The following is an 18150-nucleotide window of genomic DNA, read 5'->3' on the forward strand; positions in this document are numbered from 1 at the left end:
TTTTGACCGCTTATACTCCAAATTTTAGCTGATTATACCCAATTTTTTTGTTTTCTTATATACAACGGTCACTGATTTTGACAGAATAAACTCATTTTTTAACAATGAGGAAAATATATGGTAAAAGAACATAGCCACTATGCTCATCAGCGTGGTGAAATTAAAGAGAGTGCAGTAAAAGCACTAGTGACTGACCCACTATTTAAAAGTCGAGTAGAGAAAAATCGTAAAGGGAAAGGCAGTTATCGTCGACATGAAAAACATAAAAATGCCGGTTATATAAAAGGTGAAACCCCATTTAAAAATATTCGTTTAGAGTCTTCTTATATGGGGTTTTATTATTTTAATATATTACTTATTGTTTAGTTGCACCAAACACAGCATCGTATTTTAACAGTCCGTTTTCAGGTTCATTTTCGTTTTCAATTTCGATTTTACCGACTACATCGTTAAGCTTTTCACCGGCAAATTGAGTATAGTAGTAACCGGAGAGTTCGCTCTTGTTTTCAACTTTGGTTTCTCCGTTAAAACTAACGAAGTCTTGTAGATAGCGAGCTTCAGGTAATTTGCTTTCGTTTAATGTAATCGTACCGAGCGTTTGACTATTAATAGTGCCACTTAGCTTATTTTTCTCCCAGTCATTATTGAGATTTAGCTTAATTGCAACATCGCCATCAAATTTTGGAGCTGATGCAACTGCCTCACCATTTTTATTTTCAACAACACGAGCAATAACTTCACCTTTATACGTTGCTTCACCAACTAAGCCGTCATTCCATTTTGCTTTACCATTAGCAAAATCCCATACTCCATATTCAGAATAGTTAGAGCCACTACCTTCTTCAAGTTGCTTTTTACCGTCTCGACCGGTACTCAAATGAAGATGAAATAAGTTACTGTCATTTGCATCGGTATAAAAGGCACCATAGCTAGAATAAGGCTGATTTACAAATAGATAATGAACAGTTTTGCTATTTCCTCCCTCTAATTTGGGATCTGTGAACTGACCATTATGTTTACCGAGATAGCTTTCACCACTTTGTAAACTTTTGACATTCGATTCTAGATTATCATTCTTACCTAAATCTAGCACTAAATAATAGTTATGTGGTTTGCCAAATTCATCCGCTTTGAATGGCGAATTTTCTGCTTCATCTTCCTCTAAAACAAAGTGTTCGCGACTTTCACGACGAGCATCGCCCGCGTCACTAAGATTACCCCCATTTGCTAACGGAATAACGCGCCAATATTTGCCTGCATTATCCGTATTTACCGGCTTGATAGCTTCTACGCGAGTATCAGGCTTTGGTTGAGCTGGTTTGGGGGTTTCTTCTTTTGGTGTAGATGGTTTTACTTTTTCTGTACCATTTTCTTCCGGTTTAGTAGGTTTATCTTTGCCGACTTCTTCAGATGGCGCCTTTTTACTTGAGGTTTCGCTCGATGTAGAAGGCTTATTTTTTTCCAAATTATCTTCTGATTTGGATGTTTGGGTTGATGGTGTTAGCTCTTTTTTGGTTTGTACAACGTGAGAGCCTTCTGTAGATTTACAACCTGTTAAGGCTAGAGATACAGCAACAGCTGCTAAGGTAAGTTTGAGTGTAGAACGCATAAGTAAGTCTCCTGGGTTAAATCCATAAAATTTTAATGGATAAATTTTAGTTTTGGCAAGAGCTAAATGAAAAAATAAATAATTTTTTTATGGGTATTATTGCAAGGTATTGAAATTTAGCGTAATTTATTACCCTTAATTTATTTATGGGAAAATAACTAATGACAAACAAAACTATTTTAGCATTACTAATTTCCGCTCATTTAAGTAGTCTTGCCTTGGCTCAAACAAAAGAAGATATTGCAGTGTTAGAAGAAGTATCTGTTATAGGTAATAGCGATACGCCTGTAGTTGCACAAGGTAGTGAAGTTACTATTTTAAAAGTCAGTGATAAAATTATTGATGGAAAGGAGTTTAAGAAACGCTCAGCAACTCTAGGCAATGCTTTAGCAGCAGAATTGGGAGTGCATAGTAATCCATTCGGAGGCGGAGCAAGTAAGCCGATTATTCGCGGACAAGAAGGGGCGAGAATTAAAATTTTACAAAACGGGGCTGAAGTTGTAGACATGTCCAGCCTTTCACCTGATCACGCAGTGGTAGCGGACTCACTATTGGCAAGCAAAGTAGAAGTATTACGTGGTTCAAGTACCTTGCTTTATACCAGCAGCTCACCGGCAGGTGTAGTGAATGTCGTGGATAAACGTATTCCAACGTCAATACCAGAAAAAGGCTATGAAGTAGAACTTAACAGTCGTTTTGATACTGTAAGTAAAGAACGTTTAGGGGTAATCGGTGCAACAGTAGGCTTAGGTCAGCATGTTGCTTTGCGGGTTGAGGGTCTGAATCGTCATAGCGATAATTATCGAGTAAAAAGTTTACAACTCGGTGAGAGCTTAAATTATGTACCGGATACTTATAACCGTTCTCGTGTTGGTACTATGGGAATCTCATTTATTGGTGAAAGAGGGTATATAGGTGCAGCGTATAGTCATCGCAAAGACACCTACGGTTTGCCGGGGCATAACCATAAATTTGATTTTTGTACAGGACATATTTATGGTGTTGATAGAGATAAACATGCTCATACTTATCTCTATCCTCATTTGTTAACTAATGAATTAATCAGTGAGAATCCGCACTTCCATTGCGGCTCAGATCATGGGTTGGATCATAATCATAGCCATGATAATCCTTATGGACATAAGCACGATCATACACATAAAGGTCCTTGGGTTGACCTTCGCTCCAAGCGTCTTGATTTAAAAATGGAACTGAAACAACCCTTTAGTGGCATAGAGAAGCTACGTCTAAGTCACACTGATGTAAATTACTATCATGATGAAAAAGATGCGGGTGTCTTGCTTACCTTTTTGCACAAACAGCTTAAAAAAGATAAGGACTATGGTAAGCCTGTCAATATTTACAAAAATCGTGGTAAAAACAGCCGCTTGGAGTTTTATCATACGCCGGTTGGTGGTTTAACAGGTGTCTGGGGACTGCAATATCAGACACAAAAAAGCAGTATGAACGCACCGAAAGACCGCGAAGTTCGTTTCCCACTAATTGAGAATAACAACAAACAGCTAAGTCTGTTTGGTATTGAACAATATATGTGGGACAATTTTGCTGTTGAGCTTGCCGGGCGGATAGAAAAGCAGAAAATTGAGATCGACTACGACCTTAATGAAATTAAAAGATTACAAGATTTCTATCGTATTTCGGGCGGCGCACAAGTTGAGCCGGATTTATCACCGTATAATAAAACGGCTTATGCTTATTCTGGTACATTGAACTGGTTCTTCCACCCGAATTATCAGCTCTCGTTTACTGCTTCGCACAATGAACGCCATCCAACACCGATGGAGCTTTATTACCATGGACAGCATTTGGCGACCAGTTCATTCGAATACGGCAATAAAGATCTGAAAAAAGAGCAGTCGAACAACGTGGAATTAGGTTTAGGCTATCAAGGTGAGAAATTTGGCTATAAAACTACAGTTTATTACAACCACTTTAAAAACTATATTTTTAATGAAAATCTCTATCGTGAAAACCAGCTGTTTATGCGTCGTTACAGTCAAGCAAAAGCTCGTTTTTACGGCTTAGAAGCAGAGATGAGTTACCGTTTTAACGATAAATACCAAGCAACACTATTTGGTGATATGGTTCGTGGTTGGCTGACTGATTTGCCACCGGTGAAAGTGGGCGGTATTCATAAAGAGCATTTACCGAAAGATGCCAAACCGGGCGAAACTTATCTGCTTTATCGTGCGGATATGAATACGCCAAGAACACCACCGGTACGTTTAGGTTTACGTTTAAATGCTCAATTTAATGAAAATTGGGCAGGGGAGGCAGAATTCTACCGAATGTTTAGCCAACGTCGTTTAAGCCAATTAGAATACCCAACTAATGGACATTCAATGCTGAATTTAGGCTTAAGCTACAGTAATAAATTCAAAAATGCAGAGTATAAAATCAGCCTAAATGGAACAAACTTATTGAATCAAGCAGTTTATATCCATACCTCTTATCATCAGTTTGTTTCTCAGCCGGGACGTAATTTCATATTAGGTTTAGAAATGAAGTTCTAAAGAGGGTTAAAAATACAAAGAGAGTTTCCGATGAAAAAGAAACTCTCTTTGTATTTGCAAAAAACAAATATTTTTTAACCGCTTGCTATTTATGGAAGTATTCAAATAAGGGAGTGGGATTTTGCAAATATCCCGATAATTGTTTACGCTCTGGATGTCCCATATAAGGTAGTTGCCCCAATAACGGAGCATTAATTTTTTGTGTTAATAGCTCAATCAATTCATGATAGTGCCGTAGGCCAGGGTTAACCCTATTAGCTACCCAACCTACAAGATTCACACCTCGGTGCAAAATTTCATTTGCTGTCAACAATGCATGGTTAACGCATCCTTCTTTTATGCCGACAACTAAAACTACCGGCATATTATTTTTTTCTACCCAATCAGCAAAGCAATAATCTTTATTGATAGGGGTTAACCAGCCGTAAGTGCCTTCAACCACTACATTAGGATATTCAATTTCAAGTTTTTTTAAATCAGCATCTAACTTTTCAACTTGAATATGGTGTACTGCATCTAAAGCTGCAAACACGGGAGTACTAGAATGAGTAAAAGTATAACTATTAATATCTCGATAACGTACAGAATTAGGGCAGCTATCTAAAATAGTTAACACATCAGAATTGTCTTCAGCAGCATAATCGTACTGATTTGGCTCGGTAGGTAATGAATCATCCCCACCACAAGCAATAGGTTTATAACCAATCACGGGAAAATTGTGTTCAGCAAGTGTCTGTATAATTGCACGAGTTACCACGGTTTTCCCCACGTTGGTATCCGTTCCGGTAATAAATAATGAGGGCATAAGTGGTTCCTTTTATAAAATTGACGCTGTGTAGTTTAACCAAGAATAAATTAATTTATACTGTCCTTGATCAAATTTCCGTCATAAACTCCCTGTTTTATTGCAGAACATGCAATTAATGAGCTATTCCAATCAAATTGGCTGGTGACTAAATCGATTTTTAAGTTCTCTTGCAAAAGATTTTTATGTAACTTTTCTGAAAGTTGGTTAAATAATAACTCTTTGACTTCCATTAAAGGAGAATTGAACATAATGCGTTCGCTTGAGAAAATATTCACTAAATTCATCAATACATAGGCAAGATTATCGGTAATATGCGCTAGAATTTCCAATGCAAGCGGTTGATTTTCTTTAATTTTTTGATAAAGCAATGCCATTTTTTGCTCTTGAGAACTTAGTCGGTTCGGAAAAGAAGCATCAATTAATTTTGCAATAGCAGGAAAGGTAACTTGGTTAACAAGTTTATAACGATGAATTTTATCTAATTCAGGATATATTTTATCGCTTAATTCGCTAAACCTAGGCATTAGCATATTATCAACATTCATCTTTGAATGCTGGTGTAACAAAGTGCCACTTAATAAAACGCTAAGGTTAACTGTATCATCTAATTGAAGAAAAATAACATTACTATGGCTGATTAACGATCCTACTGTAGATTCCGCCAATAACCATAATTGGAAATGCTCACCCAATAGAATCGGGCACGGGAATAAATCTTGTAGTTTTTTTATATTACAAGAAATAGTGTGATGACCTAATTGAATAATGCTCTCTTTTTCAACATTCACTTTTCCAATCACACTGACAGATACAGCAAGTAAATGACGGTTATCTACAGCATAATGCTGGCAAAAAAGTTCCACTATCTTTAAAATCTGCTCGCTTAGGTTGGCATAATCCTCTGAAGAAATTGTATAATCATGCTTGTAAATCTGTGTACTATCTAATTTGCAGAGAGAAATTTCAATTTTTTGGGGTGAAACAGTCACACACAATAATTGCCAAAAAAAGTTTGACACCGACAACCCAACGGCAGGCCGACCTCTGGATAAATTATTTTGAACGGTTCGCTCTAAAATAAAGTGGTTATCAATAAGTATTTTAGTCAAGTTAGTAACTGAAGCGGGGGCTAAGCCTGAGAGTTTAGCTAAATCAGTGCGAGAAATCAGCTCAAATTGCTCAATTAAGCGGTAAATCTTCCCCAAATGTTGGGCTTTGTTATCTGAAAACATTTAAGATCCCTTTTGACTTGAATTTTTCTGATAATTATTTTGTGATATGAAAAAAATAACAATCTTTTTTTGTTTATAATGCGAAATAGATCACATAATTATTTTATTTTTTAAAAAAATTAGGAAAACGAGTGTGCAATCTTTAATTAATTATCAATGGATAGAAACTAACGAGCAACTGGCAATAATATGTGCACAAGCTAAAAAAACTAAAGCAGTCGCATTAGATACTGAATTTATTCGCATTCGAACTTATTACCCAATATTGGGATTAATTCAGCTTTTTGATGGAAAGCAAGTCAACTTAATCGATCCAACAACCATTACTGATTTTTCACCTTTTGTTGCATTATTGGCAGATAGTAACATCATTAAAGTATTACACGCTTGTAGTGAAGATTTAGAAGTATTTGAGCATCAATTTAACCAGCTCCCGGAACCAATGTTAGATACACAGGTTATGGCAAGTTTCGCCGGGCTAGGAACCTCAGTAGGATTTGCAAAATTAGTTTCTCATTATTTAGGTGTTGAGTTAGATAAAGGCGCATCTCGAACAGATTGGCTTGCACGTCCTTTAAATGATCAACAGCTACAATATGCAGCAGCAGATGTCTGGTTTTTATTACCCATTTACGAAAAATTATCTGCAGAGTTGGCCAATAGCCGTTGGTACCAAGCAGTTCAAGAAGAGTGTATAGCACTCTTAGCAAAGCGAAAAATCATTGAAGATAAAAATACAGCTTATAGAAATATAACGAATGCCTGGCGTTTGAATCGCCAAGAGTTAGCTGTGTTACAAATATTAGCTAAATGGCGTATTGAAGAAGCACAAAAACGAAATTTAGCACTTAATTTTGTTGTCAAAGAAGCCAGCTTATTTCAAATTGCCAAGATTCAACCCAAACATACTTCGCAACTGCTGGAGTTTATGCACCCGAATGAAGTTAGAATTCATGGCAAAAAATTACTCTGGCTGGTAGAACAGGGCAGGGCGTTTCTCCCAGAGAATTATCCAAAACCGATTACCCGTTTGGTTGACGAAAAAGGGTATAAATATAATTTACAGGCAATGTTGCAAAAATTAACTGAAATTCAACCGCTTGATCTCAACGCTGAACTTATTGCCAGCAAGCGGCAATTAAACCAACTTTTTAAATGGTTTATTGATGGAAAACCAAAAGAAAAAATACCGGAACTACTTACAGGCTGGCGAAAACCCTTTGGTCAAGCCTTATTAACCGTGCTATCTTAAAAAATTTATTAGGATGAGACCATTATACACAGTATAATTGTCTAAAAAGGAGCTTATATGGAAAATAAAAAACCACCTAAAGCATTAGATGCGATTGATTTAAAAATTTTAAACGAACTACAACGTAACGGAAAAATTTCTAATATTGAATTATCTAAGCGGGTTGGGCTTTCTCCAACCCCTTGCTTAGAAAGGGTTAAACGTCTTGAAAAAAACAACGTGATTATGGGGTACAAGGCACTACTTAACCCAGAATTGCTAGAAGCACCATTATTAGTGATTGTTGAAATTACATTGGTTCGAGGCAAACCAGATGTATTTGAGGAGTTTAACAAAGCAATTCAACAACTAGAGGAGATTCAAGAATGTCACTTGGTCTCTGGGGATTTTGACTATTTACTGAAAACACGTGTGGCCGACATGGCAGCTTATCGAAAACTACTCGGTACCACTTTATTAAGATTGCCGGGAGTGAATGATACTCGAACCTATGTGGTGATGGAAGAAGTCAAACAAACCAACTATTTATTGTTGAAGTAAGGAGAATTAGGTGATCGAACAACTCAAACCACACCTAAAAGGCAAAGAAAATCTGATCAAACTTATGCTGATACTAACCTGTTGTTTTGGCATTTATTTACTTATTGCTTGGGCAAGTTACAGCCCACTAGATAATAGTTGGAGTAGTGCAAGCAGTGTAACTACAGATGTACTGAATAAGGCTGGAAGTTTTGGGGCATGGAGTATTGACATGCTCTATGCCATGTTTGGTAAAGCGGCAGTTGTGATTCCGTTTTCTCTTATTATTTCTTCAATTTATATGCTGGGTATGGGGCTAAGCAATGAGATAACATGGAAGATATTTCTATTTAGATTTGCTAGCTTTTTATTATTGATGCTTGGGTTGGCAGGCCTGTTTAGTGTGCTTCTCTCTAATTCAGCTTATTACCTCTCCGGTGGTTTTATTGGTGGTGTTTGGCAAACGATTTTGGCAGACAGTTTAGGACAATTCGGTGCGTTACTGATTGCAATGATTTTTACCGTAGTAGGCTTATATTTTTGCTCTGTCCACTCTCTGTGGCCGATATTAGCTCAATTTTATGAATGGGTCATGGCAAAAACAGAAGAGTCTAAAGAAGCATCTACACCAACCGTAAACATGCAAAATTTAGTGGAAAATCAACCGCTTGTAGAAGAGGGAGAGGCTAAAGAAAATAATGAATTAGCCCAGTCTTCAAAACTAACCGATATTTCTGCCTTTAAACGCCCCAATATTAGTGGATTAAAACAAACTTCTGATGCAGAAAAATTCACTGACGCCGTCAATGCAGACAATCCGGAAATGTATAATATTGAGCCGAATTTACCTCTGCCAAAGGTAAATATCGCCTCTCAATTTGAAGAACCGACTCAAGGTATGGCTGAAATTGCTATAGAACAACCTGAATATCCTCCTTCTGCTGCAAATCATGAATTGTCATTGCCAACTATTCGCTTAAATTCAGCAACAGAGCAAGAAATAGCATTTGCCCCCCTTCACTTAGTTCTGAATTGAATGCAATACCGGAAAACCCGGCTACTCGAATTCATTTAGAAGACCTTGAAGCAGAAGATAAAGGCAGCATTGATGCACAAATTAATGACAGACGGGAAATTGCACCGGAGTTTATGGTAACACCGCCTAAAGTGATAGAAGATGTAAAAGAACAATCTCCAAACTACCCGAAAGGATATGGAGACACTTTAATTCATCCGCTATTACAACGGAAAGTCACAACAGAGAAGCCAACTACACCATTGCCAACCTTAGACTTATTAGATAAGGCTCCGGCACAAACACAACAAATTACCGAACAGGAAATTCGCGAAACTTCGGTACGTTTGGAGGCTGAATTAGCTAACTTCGGTGTGAAAGCAACAGTGGAAGATGTGTTGGTGGGTCCAGTAGTTACCCGTTATGAAATTCAACCGGCAGCGGGCGTTAAAGCTTCTAAAATTACTAATTTAGCCAGTGATATTGCTCGTGGTTTAATGTTCAAGGCTATTCGTATTACCGAGGTAATTCCGAATAAACCTTATATGGGAATTGAAACACCCAATAAACATCGTGAAACCGTATGGCTTCGAGATGTATTAGATAGCGATGCATTCCGATATACAGAGGCTATTTTACCTATGGCATTGGGTAAAGATATTAGTGGTGAGCCTATTGTAGTGGATATGGCAAAAATGCCACATTTATTGGTAGCCGGGCAAACCGGCGGTGGTAAATCGGTCGGGGTAAATACGATGATTTTAAGCTTATTGTTCAAGCTATCACCGGAACAAGTTCGCTTTATTATGATCGACCCCAAAGTCGTGGAACTCTCAATTTATAATGATATTCCGCACCTTTTAACGCCGGTGGTTACCGATATGAAAAAAGCGGCAAATGCGCTACGTTGGGCGGTGGAAGAAATGGAGCGTCGCTATTTATTAGTAAGCCATTTGCAAGTACGTAATATTGAAGGATACAACGCTAAAATTGACCAAGCAGCGGTAATGAATTTGCCGATTCCTGACCCGACTTGGCGCCCGGGCGATTCAATGGATAAACTTCCTCCTCCGCTACAAAAACTCAGCTACATTGTGCTAATTGTGGATGAATTTGCCGATCTGATGATGTCAGCAGGTAAAGAGGTGGAAGAATATATCATGCGAATTGCACAAAAAGCACGAGCGGTAGGAATTCACTTAATTCTTGCGACACAACGACCATCAACTGATGTGATTACCGGCGTAATTAAAGCAAATATTCCAAGCCGAATTGCCTTTACTGTCGCCAGCCAAATTGATTCAAGAACTATTTTGGATGCAGGCGGGGCAGAAGCTTTATTAGGACGGGGTGATATGCTTTATTCTGCTTCGGGCAGCCCGGATATTCTACGAATCCACGGGGCTTTTATGAAAGATGATGAAGTACAACGTGTAGCAGATAACTGGCGTGCAAGAGGCAAACCGAACTATTTAGACAGTATTGTCGAATCTAAAGTAGAGGAGTCAGAAGGTAAAAATGAAGGCTCATCCGGAGATTTAGATCCCTTATTTGATGAAGTAGTAGAATATACGATTGAAACCGGCTCGGTATCCATCAGTAATATTCAGCGTCGATTCTCACTTGGCTTTAATCGAGCAGGTCGAATTGTGGACCAAATGGAAGCCCATGGCATTGTCTCTGAGCCGGGTAAAGGTGGCAAAAGAGAAGTTCTGGCTAGATAACTTGGTTTTGGCAATTTTACAAGCGGTAAGATTTTATTGAAGTTTTGCAAATTTTGATAAAAATCCCACCGCTTGTTTTTTATTTAAATGAAATTAATCATAGTAGAATAATCATCTTTGGGCTAGAATTAGCTTAATTTTTATATTTAACAGGATTTGAAAAATGCGTTTAGATGACTTAAGACGAAGCAAAAATGTGGAAGACAGAAGATCCAGCGGAAGCAGACCTCCTGTTGGACGTGGTAAAGGCGGTATTCTGACATTTATTATTGTCCTTGTTGGAGCATATTACGGTGTTGATTTAAGTGGATTAATGGGTGGTGGTTCCCAAGGCTATCAACAAACTTCTAGCTTAAATAATGCCGAAGAAACCCAATTAGAAGAATTATCCTCCAAAGTATTAGCCAGCACCGAAGATATTTGGGGAGCTTATTTCAAGCAAAATGGGATGACTTACAAACAACCGACATTAGTGCTTTATCGTAATGCTACTTCAACTGCCTGCGGTACAGGACAATCGGCAATGGGGCCGTTTTATTGCCCGGTTGATCAAAAAGTGTATTTAGATTTATCGTTTTATGACGATATGCGTAAACAGCTAAGAGCATCGGGAGATTTCGCCTTTTCTTATGTAATCGCTCATGAAGTTGGTCACCATGTACAAAATTTATTAGGCATTACGGCGAAAACCCAACGAGCACAAATGAAAGCAGCTTCACAAGCTGAGGCAAATAAGATTTCAGTTAATGTAGAATTGCAAGCAGATTGCTTTGCCGGTGTGTGGGGGTATCAATTTGCCAAAGCAGGGCGATTAGAACAAGGTGATGTTGAAGAAGCTTTTACTGCCGCACAAGCAGTAGGTGACGATCGATTACAACAAAAAAGTCGTGGCTATGTTGTACCGGATAGTTTTACACATGGTTCATCTGCAGAACGTTTAGCTTGGTTTAGAAAAGGATTATCCTCTGGAAATCCGGCGGTTTGTCATACTTTTTGATGCTCGCTTAGTATCTTTTTTAAGCAAACAAAAAATAAATATACTAACGTACTATTAAGATAGTACGTTTTTATTGACAACTTACCTAGATTGGACTAATTTATTTATACTTATTTTTTCAGAGAGTGAAAGCAAATGTCTTATACAAAAAATGATGATGTTAGAATTACAAATATAGAAGAATTATTGCCACCTGTTGCTTTATTAGAGCGTTTTCCGGCAAGTGATATTGCAGCTGAAACCGTTGAAAAAACACGTCAAGCGATTCATAAAATTTTACATGGTGCAGATGATCGCTTATTGGTCGTTATCGGTCCTTGCTCAATTCACGATCCAAAAGCGGCTTTGGAATATGCAGAGAAAATTAAAGCAATGCGAGCTAATCCTAAAATTAACCAAAACTTAGAAGTCGTTATGCGGGTTTATTTTGAAAAACCGCGCACAACTGTTGGCTGGAAAGGGTTAATTAATGATCCATACTTAAATGAAAGCTATGCATTAAATGACGGATTACGCATAGCACGAAAAGTATTATCTGATATCAATGACTTAACTGTTCCTGCGGCCGGTGAATTTTTAGATATGATTACACCACAATATATGGCAGATTTTATGAGCTGGGGAGCAATTGGGGCAAGAACAACCGAGTCGCAAGTTCATCGTGAATTAGCCTCTGGCTTATCTTGTGCAGTTGGTTTTAAAAATGGCACAAATGGTGGGGTAAAAATTGCATTAGATGCGATTTCTTCAGCAAAAGCACCACATCATTTCTTATCGGTAACTAAATTTGGTCATTCAGCAATTGTTTCTACCGCCGGCAATCCAGACTGTCATATTATTTTACGCGGTGGTGATAAGGGGACTAACTACGATGCAGCTTCAGTTGCCGAAGCTTGTGCAGCAATTGAAAAAGCCGGCAATCGTCCTCACGTGATGGTTGATTTTAGCCATGCTAACAGCCAAAAACAGTTTAAACGCCAAATGGATGTATGTGCTGATGTATGCAGCCAAATTGCCGGTGGTTCTGATCTTATTTCAGGGGTAATGATTGAAAGCCATTTGGTTGAAGGTCGCCAAGATTTAATTGATGGTAAAGGCTTAGAAGCATTGGTGTACGGACAAAGTATTACTGATGCTTGTATAGGTTGGGCAGACAGTGAAAAAGCGTTATTTGATTTAGCCGATGCAGTTGAGCAACGCCGAAAAAATCGCCCATAATAATTTCAAAATCTTAAATGGCGTACGTTAACGCGTATGCCTTTACTTTTTTATATACAATATGACCCAAACAATTCTCGCTTTAGATACTGCCACCGAGGCCTGCTCCGTGGCTTTATTACATAATGAGGCTGTTTCTACTTTAAATGAAATCAGCCCAAGAACCCACACACAACGCATTTTACCGATGGTAGATGAACTACTGAAAAAATCAGATATTCAAATCAATGATGTGGATTTTTTAGTTTTCGGACGGGGACCGGGCAGCTTTACCGGTGTTAGAGTCGGAGTAAGCGTTGCTCAAGGTTTAGCAATGGGGGCAAATTTGCCTGTAGTTGCCGTTTCTAATTTAAAAGCAATGGCAGAAGAAGCCTACCAAAAGCTAAACGCAGATAAGGTAATTGCGTTAATTGATGCGAGAATGAATGAGGTTTATTTTGCTCAATTTGCCAAAAATGGTGATGAGTGGATAGAAACTGTAGCGGAACAAGTTTGCTCACCGGAACAAGCACTCAGTCAAATGCAGGCAGATGAAAAAACAGTGGTTGTCGGTACCGGCTGGGCTGCTTATTCGCAATTTTCCGAGCAAAATCTACCGCTTGTAATCAGTGAGATTACTTTACCATCCGCAGAATATATGCTTTCAATTGCAAAGATTGAAATTAAAAAAGGCAATACTACTTCTGCTTATGAGATCGAACCTGTTTATTTGCGTAACGAAGTAACTTGGGAAAAATTGCCAAATAAAAGATAAAATAAGCGGTTAAGTTTCTTTTCATATTTGCAAATGCTTAGAAAAACTTAACCGCTTGTATCTATAACTTACCGAGTTTCTGTTTGTAGTGGTAACGGCAGACGGAGAGATATTTGTCGTTACCTCCGATTTGAATCTGCGCCCCTTCTTTAATGGCTTCGCCCTGTTCGTTTAGTCGCACCACAAAATGGGCTTTTCTACCACAGTCACAGATCGTTTTTAATTCTTCCAATTCATCTGCCCAGGCGAGAAGGTATTGGCTGCCTTCAAATAACTCAGCCTGAAAGTCAGTTCTCAGCCCATAACACAGCACAGGGATTTTCAGTTTATCAACCACATCCGTTAATTGATAGACCTGATTTTTCGTCAGAAACTGGGCTTCATCAATTAAAATACAATGTAATATATTTTCAGCATGTTTAATTTCGATCTCTGCAAATAAATCGGTTTCAGCATTAAACAAACTTGCGACTTGAGAAATTCCTATGCGTGAACTTACTTTGCCAACACCAAAACGATCATCAATCGCAGCAGTATAAACAAGGGTATTCATTCCACGTTCTTGATAGTTATAGGAGGATTGAAGCAGAGTAGTTGATTTTCCTGCATTCATTGATGAGTAGTAAAAATAGAGCTTTGCCATATTAAAAGTCAATAAAAAAACGGCTAAGAGTTAGCCGTTTGCGTTGAAAAATTAAACGTTGTCGATTTGACCTAAAAGTGAACGTAAACGATCTTGGAAATTTTGTTGTTCTACTTTTAACTGTTCGTGTTCTGCACGAAGTGATTCATTTTCTTGTTTCGCTGCATCATTTTTGCCTTTTAACTCTTCAACTTCTAATTGAAGTAATTGGATAGTTTCAACAGCTTGTTTAATTTTTTCTTCTAATTGGTCTAATACGGATAAAGACATAGTTAATTACCTCTAAAAATAAGTATGAATGTTGTAAGGATTATACTCTAAATCTGACTCGCTTTTCATAAAAAAGTTTGGTTATTCCGATATTTTTATTCAAATGGTGATTTTTTAGTAACGAACTCGTTCAGATATTGATAAAATAAAGGCTCTCTTCTTTTAAAGTTTTTCTTTCAAGAAACTAAGGAATAAAAATGAAACGAACTCTCTCTTTTGGATTTTCCCGTGTAACTGAAGCTGCGGCACTTGCTGCTTATTCTTGGCTTGGTCGTGGTAATAAAAATGCCGCAGATGAAGCTGCTGTGAAAGCAATGCGTTTTATGTTAAACCAAATGGAAATACGTGGTGAAGTAGTAATTGGCGAAGGTGAAATTGATGAGGCACCAATGTTATATATCGGTGAAAAAGTTGGTTTATCTCGTCCTGAAGATGATGAAATTTCTATTGCAGTAGACCCGATTGACGGGACTCGAATGACGGCAATGGGGCAAGCAAATGCATTATCAGTGCTTGCTGCCGGCGGCAAGGAAACTTTCTTAAAAGCACCTGATATGTATATGGAAAAATTGGTAGTCGGCCCTGAAGGAAAGGGGATGATTGATTTAAATCTTCCTCTTGAGCAAAATCTTCGCCGAGTCGCTTCAAAAAAAGGCAAATTACTTTCACAACTCACCATTGCCATTTTAGCGAAACCTCGCCACGAACAGATTATTGCTGATGTGCAAAAATTAGGAGTAAGAGTTATTGCAATTCCAGATGGTGATGTGGCCGCTGCGGTGCAATGCTGCTTACCTGATTATGAACTTGATTTATTGTACGGCATTGGCGGTGCACCTGAGGGCGTTGTTGCCGGCGCGGCAGTACGTGCATTAGGAGGTGATATGAATGCACGTTTAATTCCACGCAATCAAGTCAAAGGTAATAGCTCTGAGCATTTAACTGCAACGGAAAAAGAACTTTATCGCTGTCATGAAATGAATGTGCCGGTAAGCACCGTGCTAAAATTAGAGGATTTAGTGCGAGATGATAATATTGTATTTGTTGCAACAGGCATTACTTCCGGCGATTTATTAAAAGGTATCAGCCGTAAGGGAAGTATTGCCAGTACAGAAACCTTGTTAATTCGCGGGCGTTCCCGTACTATTCGTAAAATTCAATCCTACCACTATGTTGATCGTAAAGATAACGAACTCTTGTCACTAATGGATTTATAATGAATCATTCCTAAATTAAATCGGGCATTTGCCCGATTTTTTAACTCATTTTTCGTGACATTGTTGCGCTTATTCTTCGCTTTGCGTATTAATAGCACATAAGTTAAAACCCAATGTTTCCGCCACCGTACAAATAGTTTGAAATTTCACCTGGCTTGGATCTTTAAACAAACGCTTGAGGGTAGAAATCGAAATCCCGGTTTGCATTTCTAATGTGGCGAGTTCAATACCTAATGCTTTTCGTTGTGCATTTAGCTGCTGCCCAAATTTTTCTAAATTATCCAGCTTGTTTTTTTCAAATAATTTCTGTTCTTCCTGCTCTTGCTTTAAGGCTAGCTTTCTGAGTTGATTCAACTGATTTATCTGATTTTGTAGTTCTATGGAAATTTTCATCATCCTGCCTGATTTTATATTTAAGCTTTTTGATTCCATTTTTGGAATTTGCGTTTCAAATATGGAACACAAATCCAGCAAAAGATTAAATTTAATCTTACTTTGTTTTAAATGGCAAATCAATAGCTCAAATATAACCCTTTGCAAAAACAAGCTTAACTAAAAATGGGAGAAGGTTTGTGATAAACTAGTCTCATTGATATTGAACAATTGAAAGGATAAAAAGAAGTTATGGATCTCACCTATTTAGCCAAAATGCCTCAGCAAGAATTTACTGCTCGCCGCGAAAGAGTCTTTGCACAAATGCAAGACAATTCGGCATTATTGATTTTTACTGAAACGGAAAAACGCCGTAATAATGATTCTGAGTATTTATTCAGACCGGATAGCTACTTTTGGTATTTAACCGGTTTTGCTGAACCTAAATCAGCAGCATTGCTGATTAAAAAAGCAGGTCAAACAGAGAGCATTATTTTTGTTCGTAAAAAAGACCCACTGATGGAAACCTGGAACGGCAGACGTTTAGGTATTGAAAATGCTCCAAGTTCGTTACAGTTTAACGCTGCGTTTGATATTGAAAATATCGAAAATATACTTGCAGAAAAATTGGAAAATTTGACCGCTTGTTATTATGCAGAAGGGCTACAAGAATGGGGAGATAAGCTGATTTTTTCCGCATGTAAGAAAATGGACAAACCTTGCGATCTGATTGATTGGAAACCGATGCTGTCTGAGATGCGATTAATTAAATCCGATTTAGAAATCGCCTTAATTCAGCAAGCATGCCATATTTCCGCAATGGCTCATATCAGGGCAATGAAGCAAACCCGACCAAACCGTTATGAAATGGAAATTGAGGGGGAAATTCAGCACGAATTTACCCGTTTTGGAGCAAGATTTCCTGCTTATAACTCGATTGTAGCAGGGGGCGAGAATGCCTGTATTCTTCATTACAATGAAAACGATCAAGCATTAAAAGATGGCGATTTATTGCTCATTGATGCCGGTGCTGAATTTGCCTACTACGCTGGTGATATTACCCGCACATTTCCGATTAACGGTAAGTTTTCTGAACCACAAAAAGCACTGTATGAATTAACATTAACAATGTTAAATGAGGCAACGCAACTACTGATACCAAATAGTTCAATAAAAGCAGCAAACGATAAAGCGGTGCAAATTCTCACCGAAGGCTTAGTGCGTTTAGGAATTTTAAAAGGGGAGATAGAAACCTTAATCGCCGAAAAAGCCTATCGTCAATTTTATATGCACGGCTTAGGGCATTGGTTAGGACTGGATGTACACGATGTCGGCGATTATGGTAGTGAGCGCGATCGTCCGCTCCAAATCGGTATGGTTTTAACTGTTGAACCGGGTATTTATATCAGCAAAGAGGCAGATGTACCCGAACAATATAAGGGCATTGGTATTCGAATTGAAGATAATTTATTGATTACAGAATACGGCAATAAAAATTTAACCAGCGGTTGTCCAAAAGAGATTGCCGATATTGAGCAATTAATGCAATCTGCTTAACACCTGCCAGCGTAAATTTTTTGTAAAAAATAACCGCTTGCTTTGAAATATACATTAATTTGGCGTAATCTTATTCAGCCAAACATTCTGTTTGGGTAGCACATAAGGAGTGTAAAAATGTATTTTGAAATTTATAAAGATGCAAAAGAAGAATTCCGCTGGCGTTTAAAAGCCGGTAACCACGAAGTTATCGCAACCAGCCAAGCATATACAACTAAGCAAGGCTGTCAAAAAGGCATTGAGGCGGTTAAAAAAGTCACCTCTGAAACAGAAGTAAAAGATTTAACTAAAGCAGAAGCATAATTTATTAAGCCCTCGTGTTTTTCACCGGGGCTTATCTTTGTTAATTATGCAAAAAATATGACTAGTTATTCAATTTAAAGATTGCAGATTTTTCTAAAAAAGATAATATAGCGATATATTATAAAG

At 38.0% G+C, this 18150-nt stretch carries 16 protein-coding genes and 1 pseudogene; 11 read left to right on the forward strand and 6 right to left on the reverse strand.

Annotated elements, in window-relative coordinates; translation table 11 throughout:
• The first annotated feature begins 117 nt into the window (after positions 1 to 117).
• Positions 118 to 366, forward strand: a complete 249-nt coding sequence (locus A6B41_RS05655) for an alternative ribosome-rescue factor A (RefSeq protein WP_027074599.1) — start codon at positions 118 to 120, stop codon at positions 364 to 366.
• Here the strand turns inward: A6B41_RS05655 and A6B41_RS05660 are convergent.
• A complete protein-coding gene (locus A6B41_RS05660; RefSeq protein ID WP_027074598.1) occupies positions 356 to 1609 on the reverse strand; it encodes a hypothetical protein in 1254 nt (417 codons plus the stop codon). The genes A6B41_RS05655 and A6B41_RS05660 overlap by 11 nt on opposite strands.
• Before the next feature lie 161 nt (positions 1610 to 1770).
• Between A6B41_RS05660 and A6B41_RS05665 the strand changes: the two genes are divergently transcribed.
• Entirely contained in the window at positions 1771 to 4143 is a 2373-nt protein-coding gene (locus A6B41_RS05665; protein WP_027074597.1) for a TonB-dependent receptor, read from the forward strand.
• Positions 4144 to 4228: 85 nt separating this feature from the next.
• On the opposite strand, the gene bioD is transcribed toward A6B41_RS05665, so the two are convergent.
• Complete coding sequence (bioD, locus tag A6B41_RS05670) at positions 4229 to 4948, reverse strand: dethiobiotin synthase (RefSeq protein ID WP_027074596.1); 720 nt, start codon at positions 4946 to 4948, stop codon at positions 4229 to 4231.
• 50 nt (positions 4949 to 4998) lie between these two features.
• The gene (locus A6B41_RS05675; RefSeq protein WP_027074595.1) at positions 4999 to 6183 is read right to left on the reverse strand and encodes an ROK family protein; all 1185 of its coding nucleotides are present in this window, start codon (positions 6181 to 6183) and stop codon (positions 4999 to 5001) included.
• A 133-nt stretch (positions 6184 to 6316) separates the two neighbouring features.
• Between A6B41_RS05675 and rnd the strand changes: the two genes are divergently transcribed.
• The 6 genes and pseudogenes from rnd (at position 6317) to tsaB (ending at position 13662) form a co-directional block, all read left to right on the forward strand.
• A complete protein-coding gene (gene rnd / locus A6B41_RS05680; protein ID WP_027074594.1) occupies positions 6317 to 7435 on the forward strand; it encodes a ribonuclease D in 1119 nt (372 codons plus the stop codon).
• Positions 7436 to 7492: 57 nt separating this feature from the next.
• Positions 7493 to 7975, forward strand: a complete 483-nt coding sequence (lrp, locus tag A6B41_RS05685; protein WP_027074593.1) for a leucine-responsive transcriptional regulator Lrp — start codon at positions 7493 to 7495, stop codon at positions 7973 to 7975.
• 10 nt (positions 7976 to 7985) lie between these two features.
• Positions 7986 to 10693: pseudogene (locus tag A6B41_RS11270) on the forward strand (DNA translocase FtsK).
• 163 nt (positions 10694 to 10856) lie between these two features.
• Positions 10857 to 11690, forward strand: coding sequence for a KPN_02809 family neutral zinc metallopeptidase (gene ypfJ, locus A6B41_RS05695; RefSeq protein WP_027074591.1), 834 nt, complete (start codon positions 10857 to 10859; stop codon positions 11688 to 11690).
• A gap of 135 nt (positions 11691 to 11825) precedes the next feature.
• Positions 11826 to 12908, forward strand: coding sequence for a 3-deoxy-7-phosphoheptulonate synthase AroG (gene aroG / locus A6B41_RS05700; RefSeq protein ID WP_027074590.1), 1083 nt, complete (start codon positions 11826 to 11828; stop codon positions 12906 to 12908).
• 61 nt (positions 12909 to 12969) lie between these two features.
• On the forward strand, positions 12970 to 13662 hold the full coding sequence (tsaB, locus tag A6B41_RS05705) for a tRNA (adenosine(37)-N6)-threonylcarbamoyltransferase complex dimerization subunit type 1 TsaB (RefSeq protein ID WP_027074589.1): 693 nt from the start codon (positions 12970 to 12972) through the stop codon (positions 13660 to 13662).
• Positions 13663 to 13723: 61 nt separating this feature from the next.
• Here tsaB and A6B41_RS05710 read toward each other — a convergent pair whose 3' ends face one another.
• Together A6B41_RS05710 and zapB are read right to left on the reverse strand one after the other, a co-directional pair.
• Complete coding sequence (locus A6B41_RS05710; protein WP_027074588.1) at positions 13724 to 14305, reverse strand: thymidine kinase; 582 nt, start codon at positions 14303 to 14305, stop codon at positions 13724 to 13726.
• 51 nt (positions 14306 to 14356) lie between these two features.
• Positions 14357 to 14575 carry a cell division protein ZapB gene (zapB, locus tag A6B41_RS05715; RefSeq protein ID WP_027074587.1) on the reverse strand — a complete coding sequence of 73 codons (219 nt, stop codon included), beginning with the start codon at positions 14573 to 14575 and terminating at the stop codon, positions 14357 to 14359.
• A 197-nt stretch (positions 14576 to 14772) separates the two neighbouring features.
• Between zapB and glpX the strand changes: the two genes are divergently transcribed.
• A complete protein-coding gene (gene glpX, locus A6B41_RS05720; RefSeq protein WP_027074586.1) occupies positions 14773 to 15792 on the forward strand; it encodes a class II fructose-bisphosphatase in 1020 nt (339 codons plus the stop codon).
• 69 nt (positions 15793 to 15861) lie between these two features.
• Here the strand turns inward: glpX and A6B41_RS05725 are convergent, their stop codons facing one another.
• The gene (locus A6B41_RS05725) at positions 15862 to 16185 is read right to left on the reverse strand and encodes a helix-turn-helix domain-containing protein (RefSeq protein WP_050436790.1); all 324 of its coding nucleotides are present in this window, start codon (positions 16183 to 16185) and stop codon (positions 15862 to 15864) included.
• Between the two features lie 231 nt (positions 16186 to 16416).
• Between A6B41_RS05725 and pepP the strand changes: the two genes are divergently transcribed.
• Together pepP and A6B41_RS05735 are read left to right on the forward strand one after the other, a co-directional pair.
• Positions 16417 to 17721, forward strand: a complete 1305-nt coding sequence (pepP, locus tag A6B41_RS05730; protein WP_027074584.1) for a Xaa-Pro aminopeptidase — start codon at positions 16417 to 16419, stop codon at positions 17719 to 17721.
• A gap of 117 nt (positions 17722 to 17838) precedes the next feature.
• On the forward strand, positions 17839 to 18024 hold the full coding sequence (locus tag A6B41_RS05735; RefSeq protein ID WP_027074583.1) for a YegP family protein: 186 nt from the start codon (positions 17839 to 17841) through the stop codon (positions 18022 to 18024).
• The last annotated feature ends 126 nt before the right edge of the window (positions 18025 to 18150 follow it).

It is taken from the genome of Mannheimia granulomatis (assembly GCF_013377255.1).
Lineage (GTDB): Bacteria > Pseudomonadota > Gammaproteobacteria > Enterobacterales > Pasteurellaceae > Mannheimia > Mannheimia granulomatis.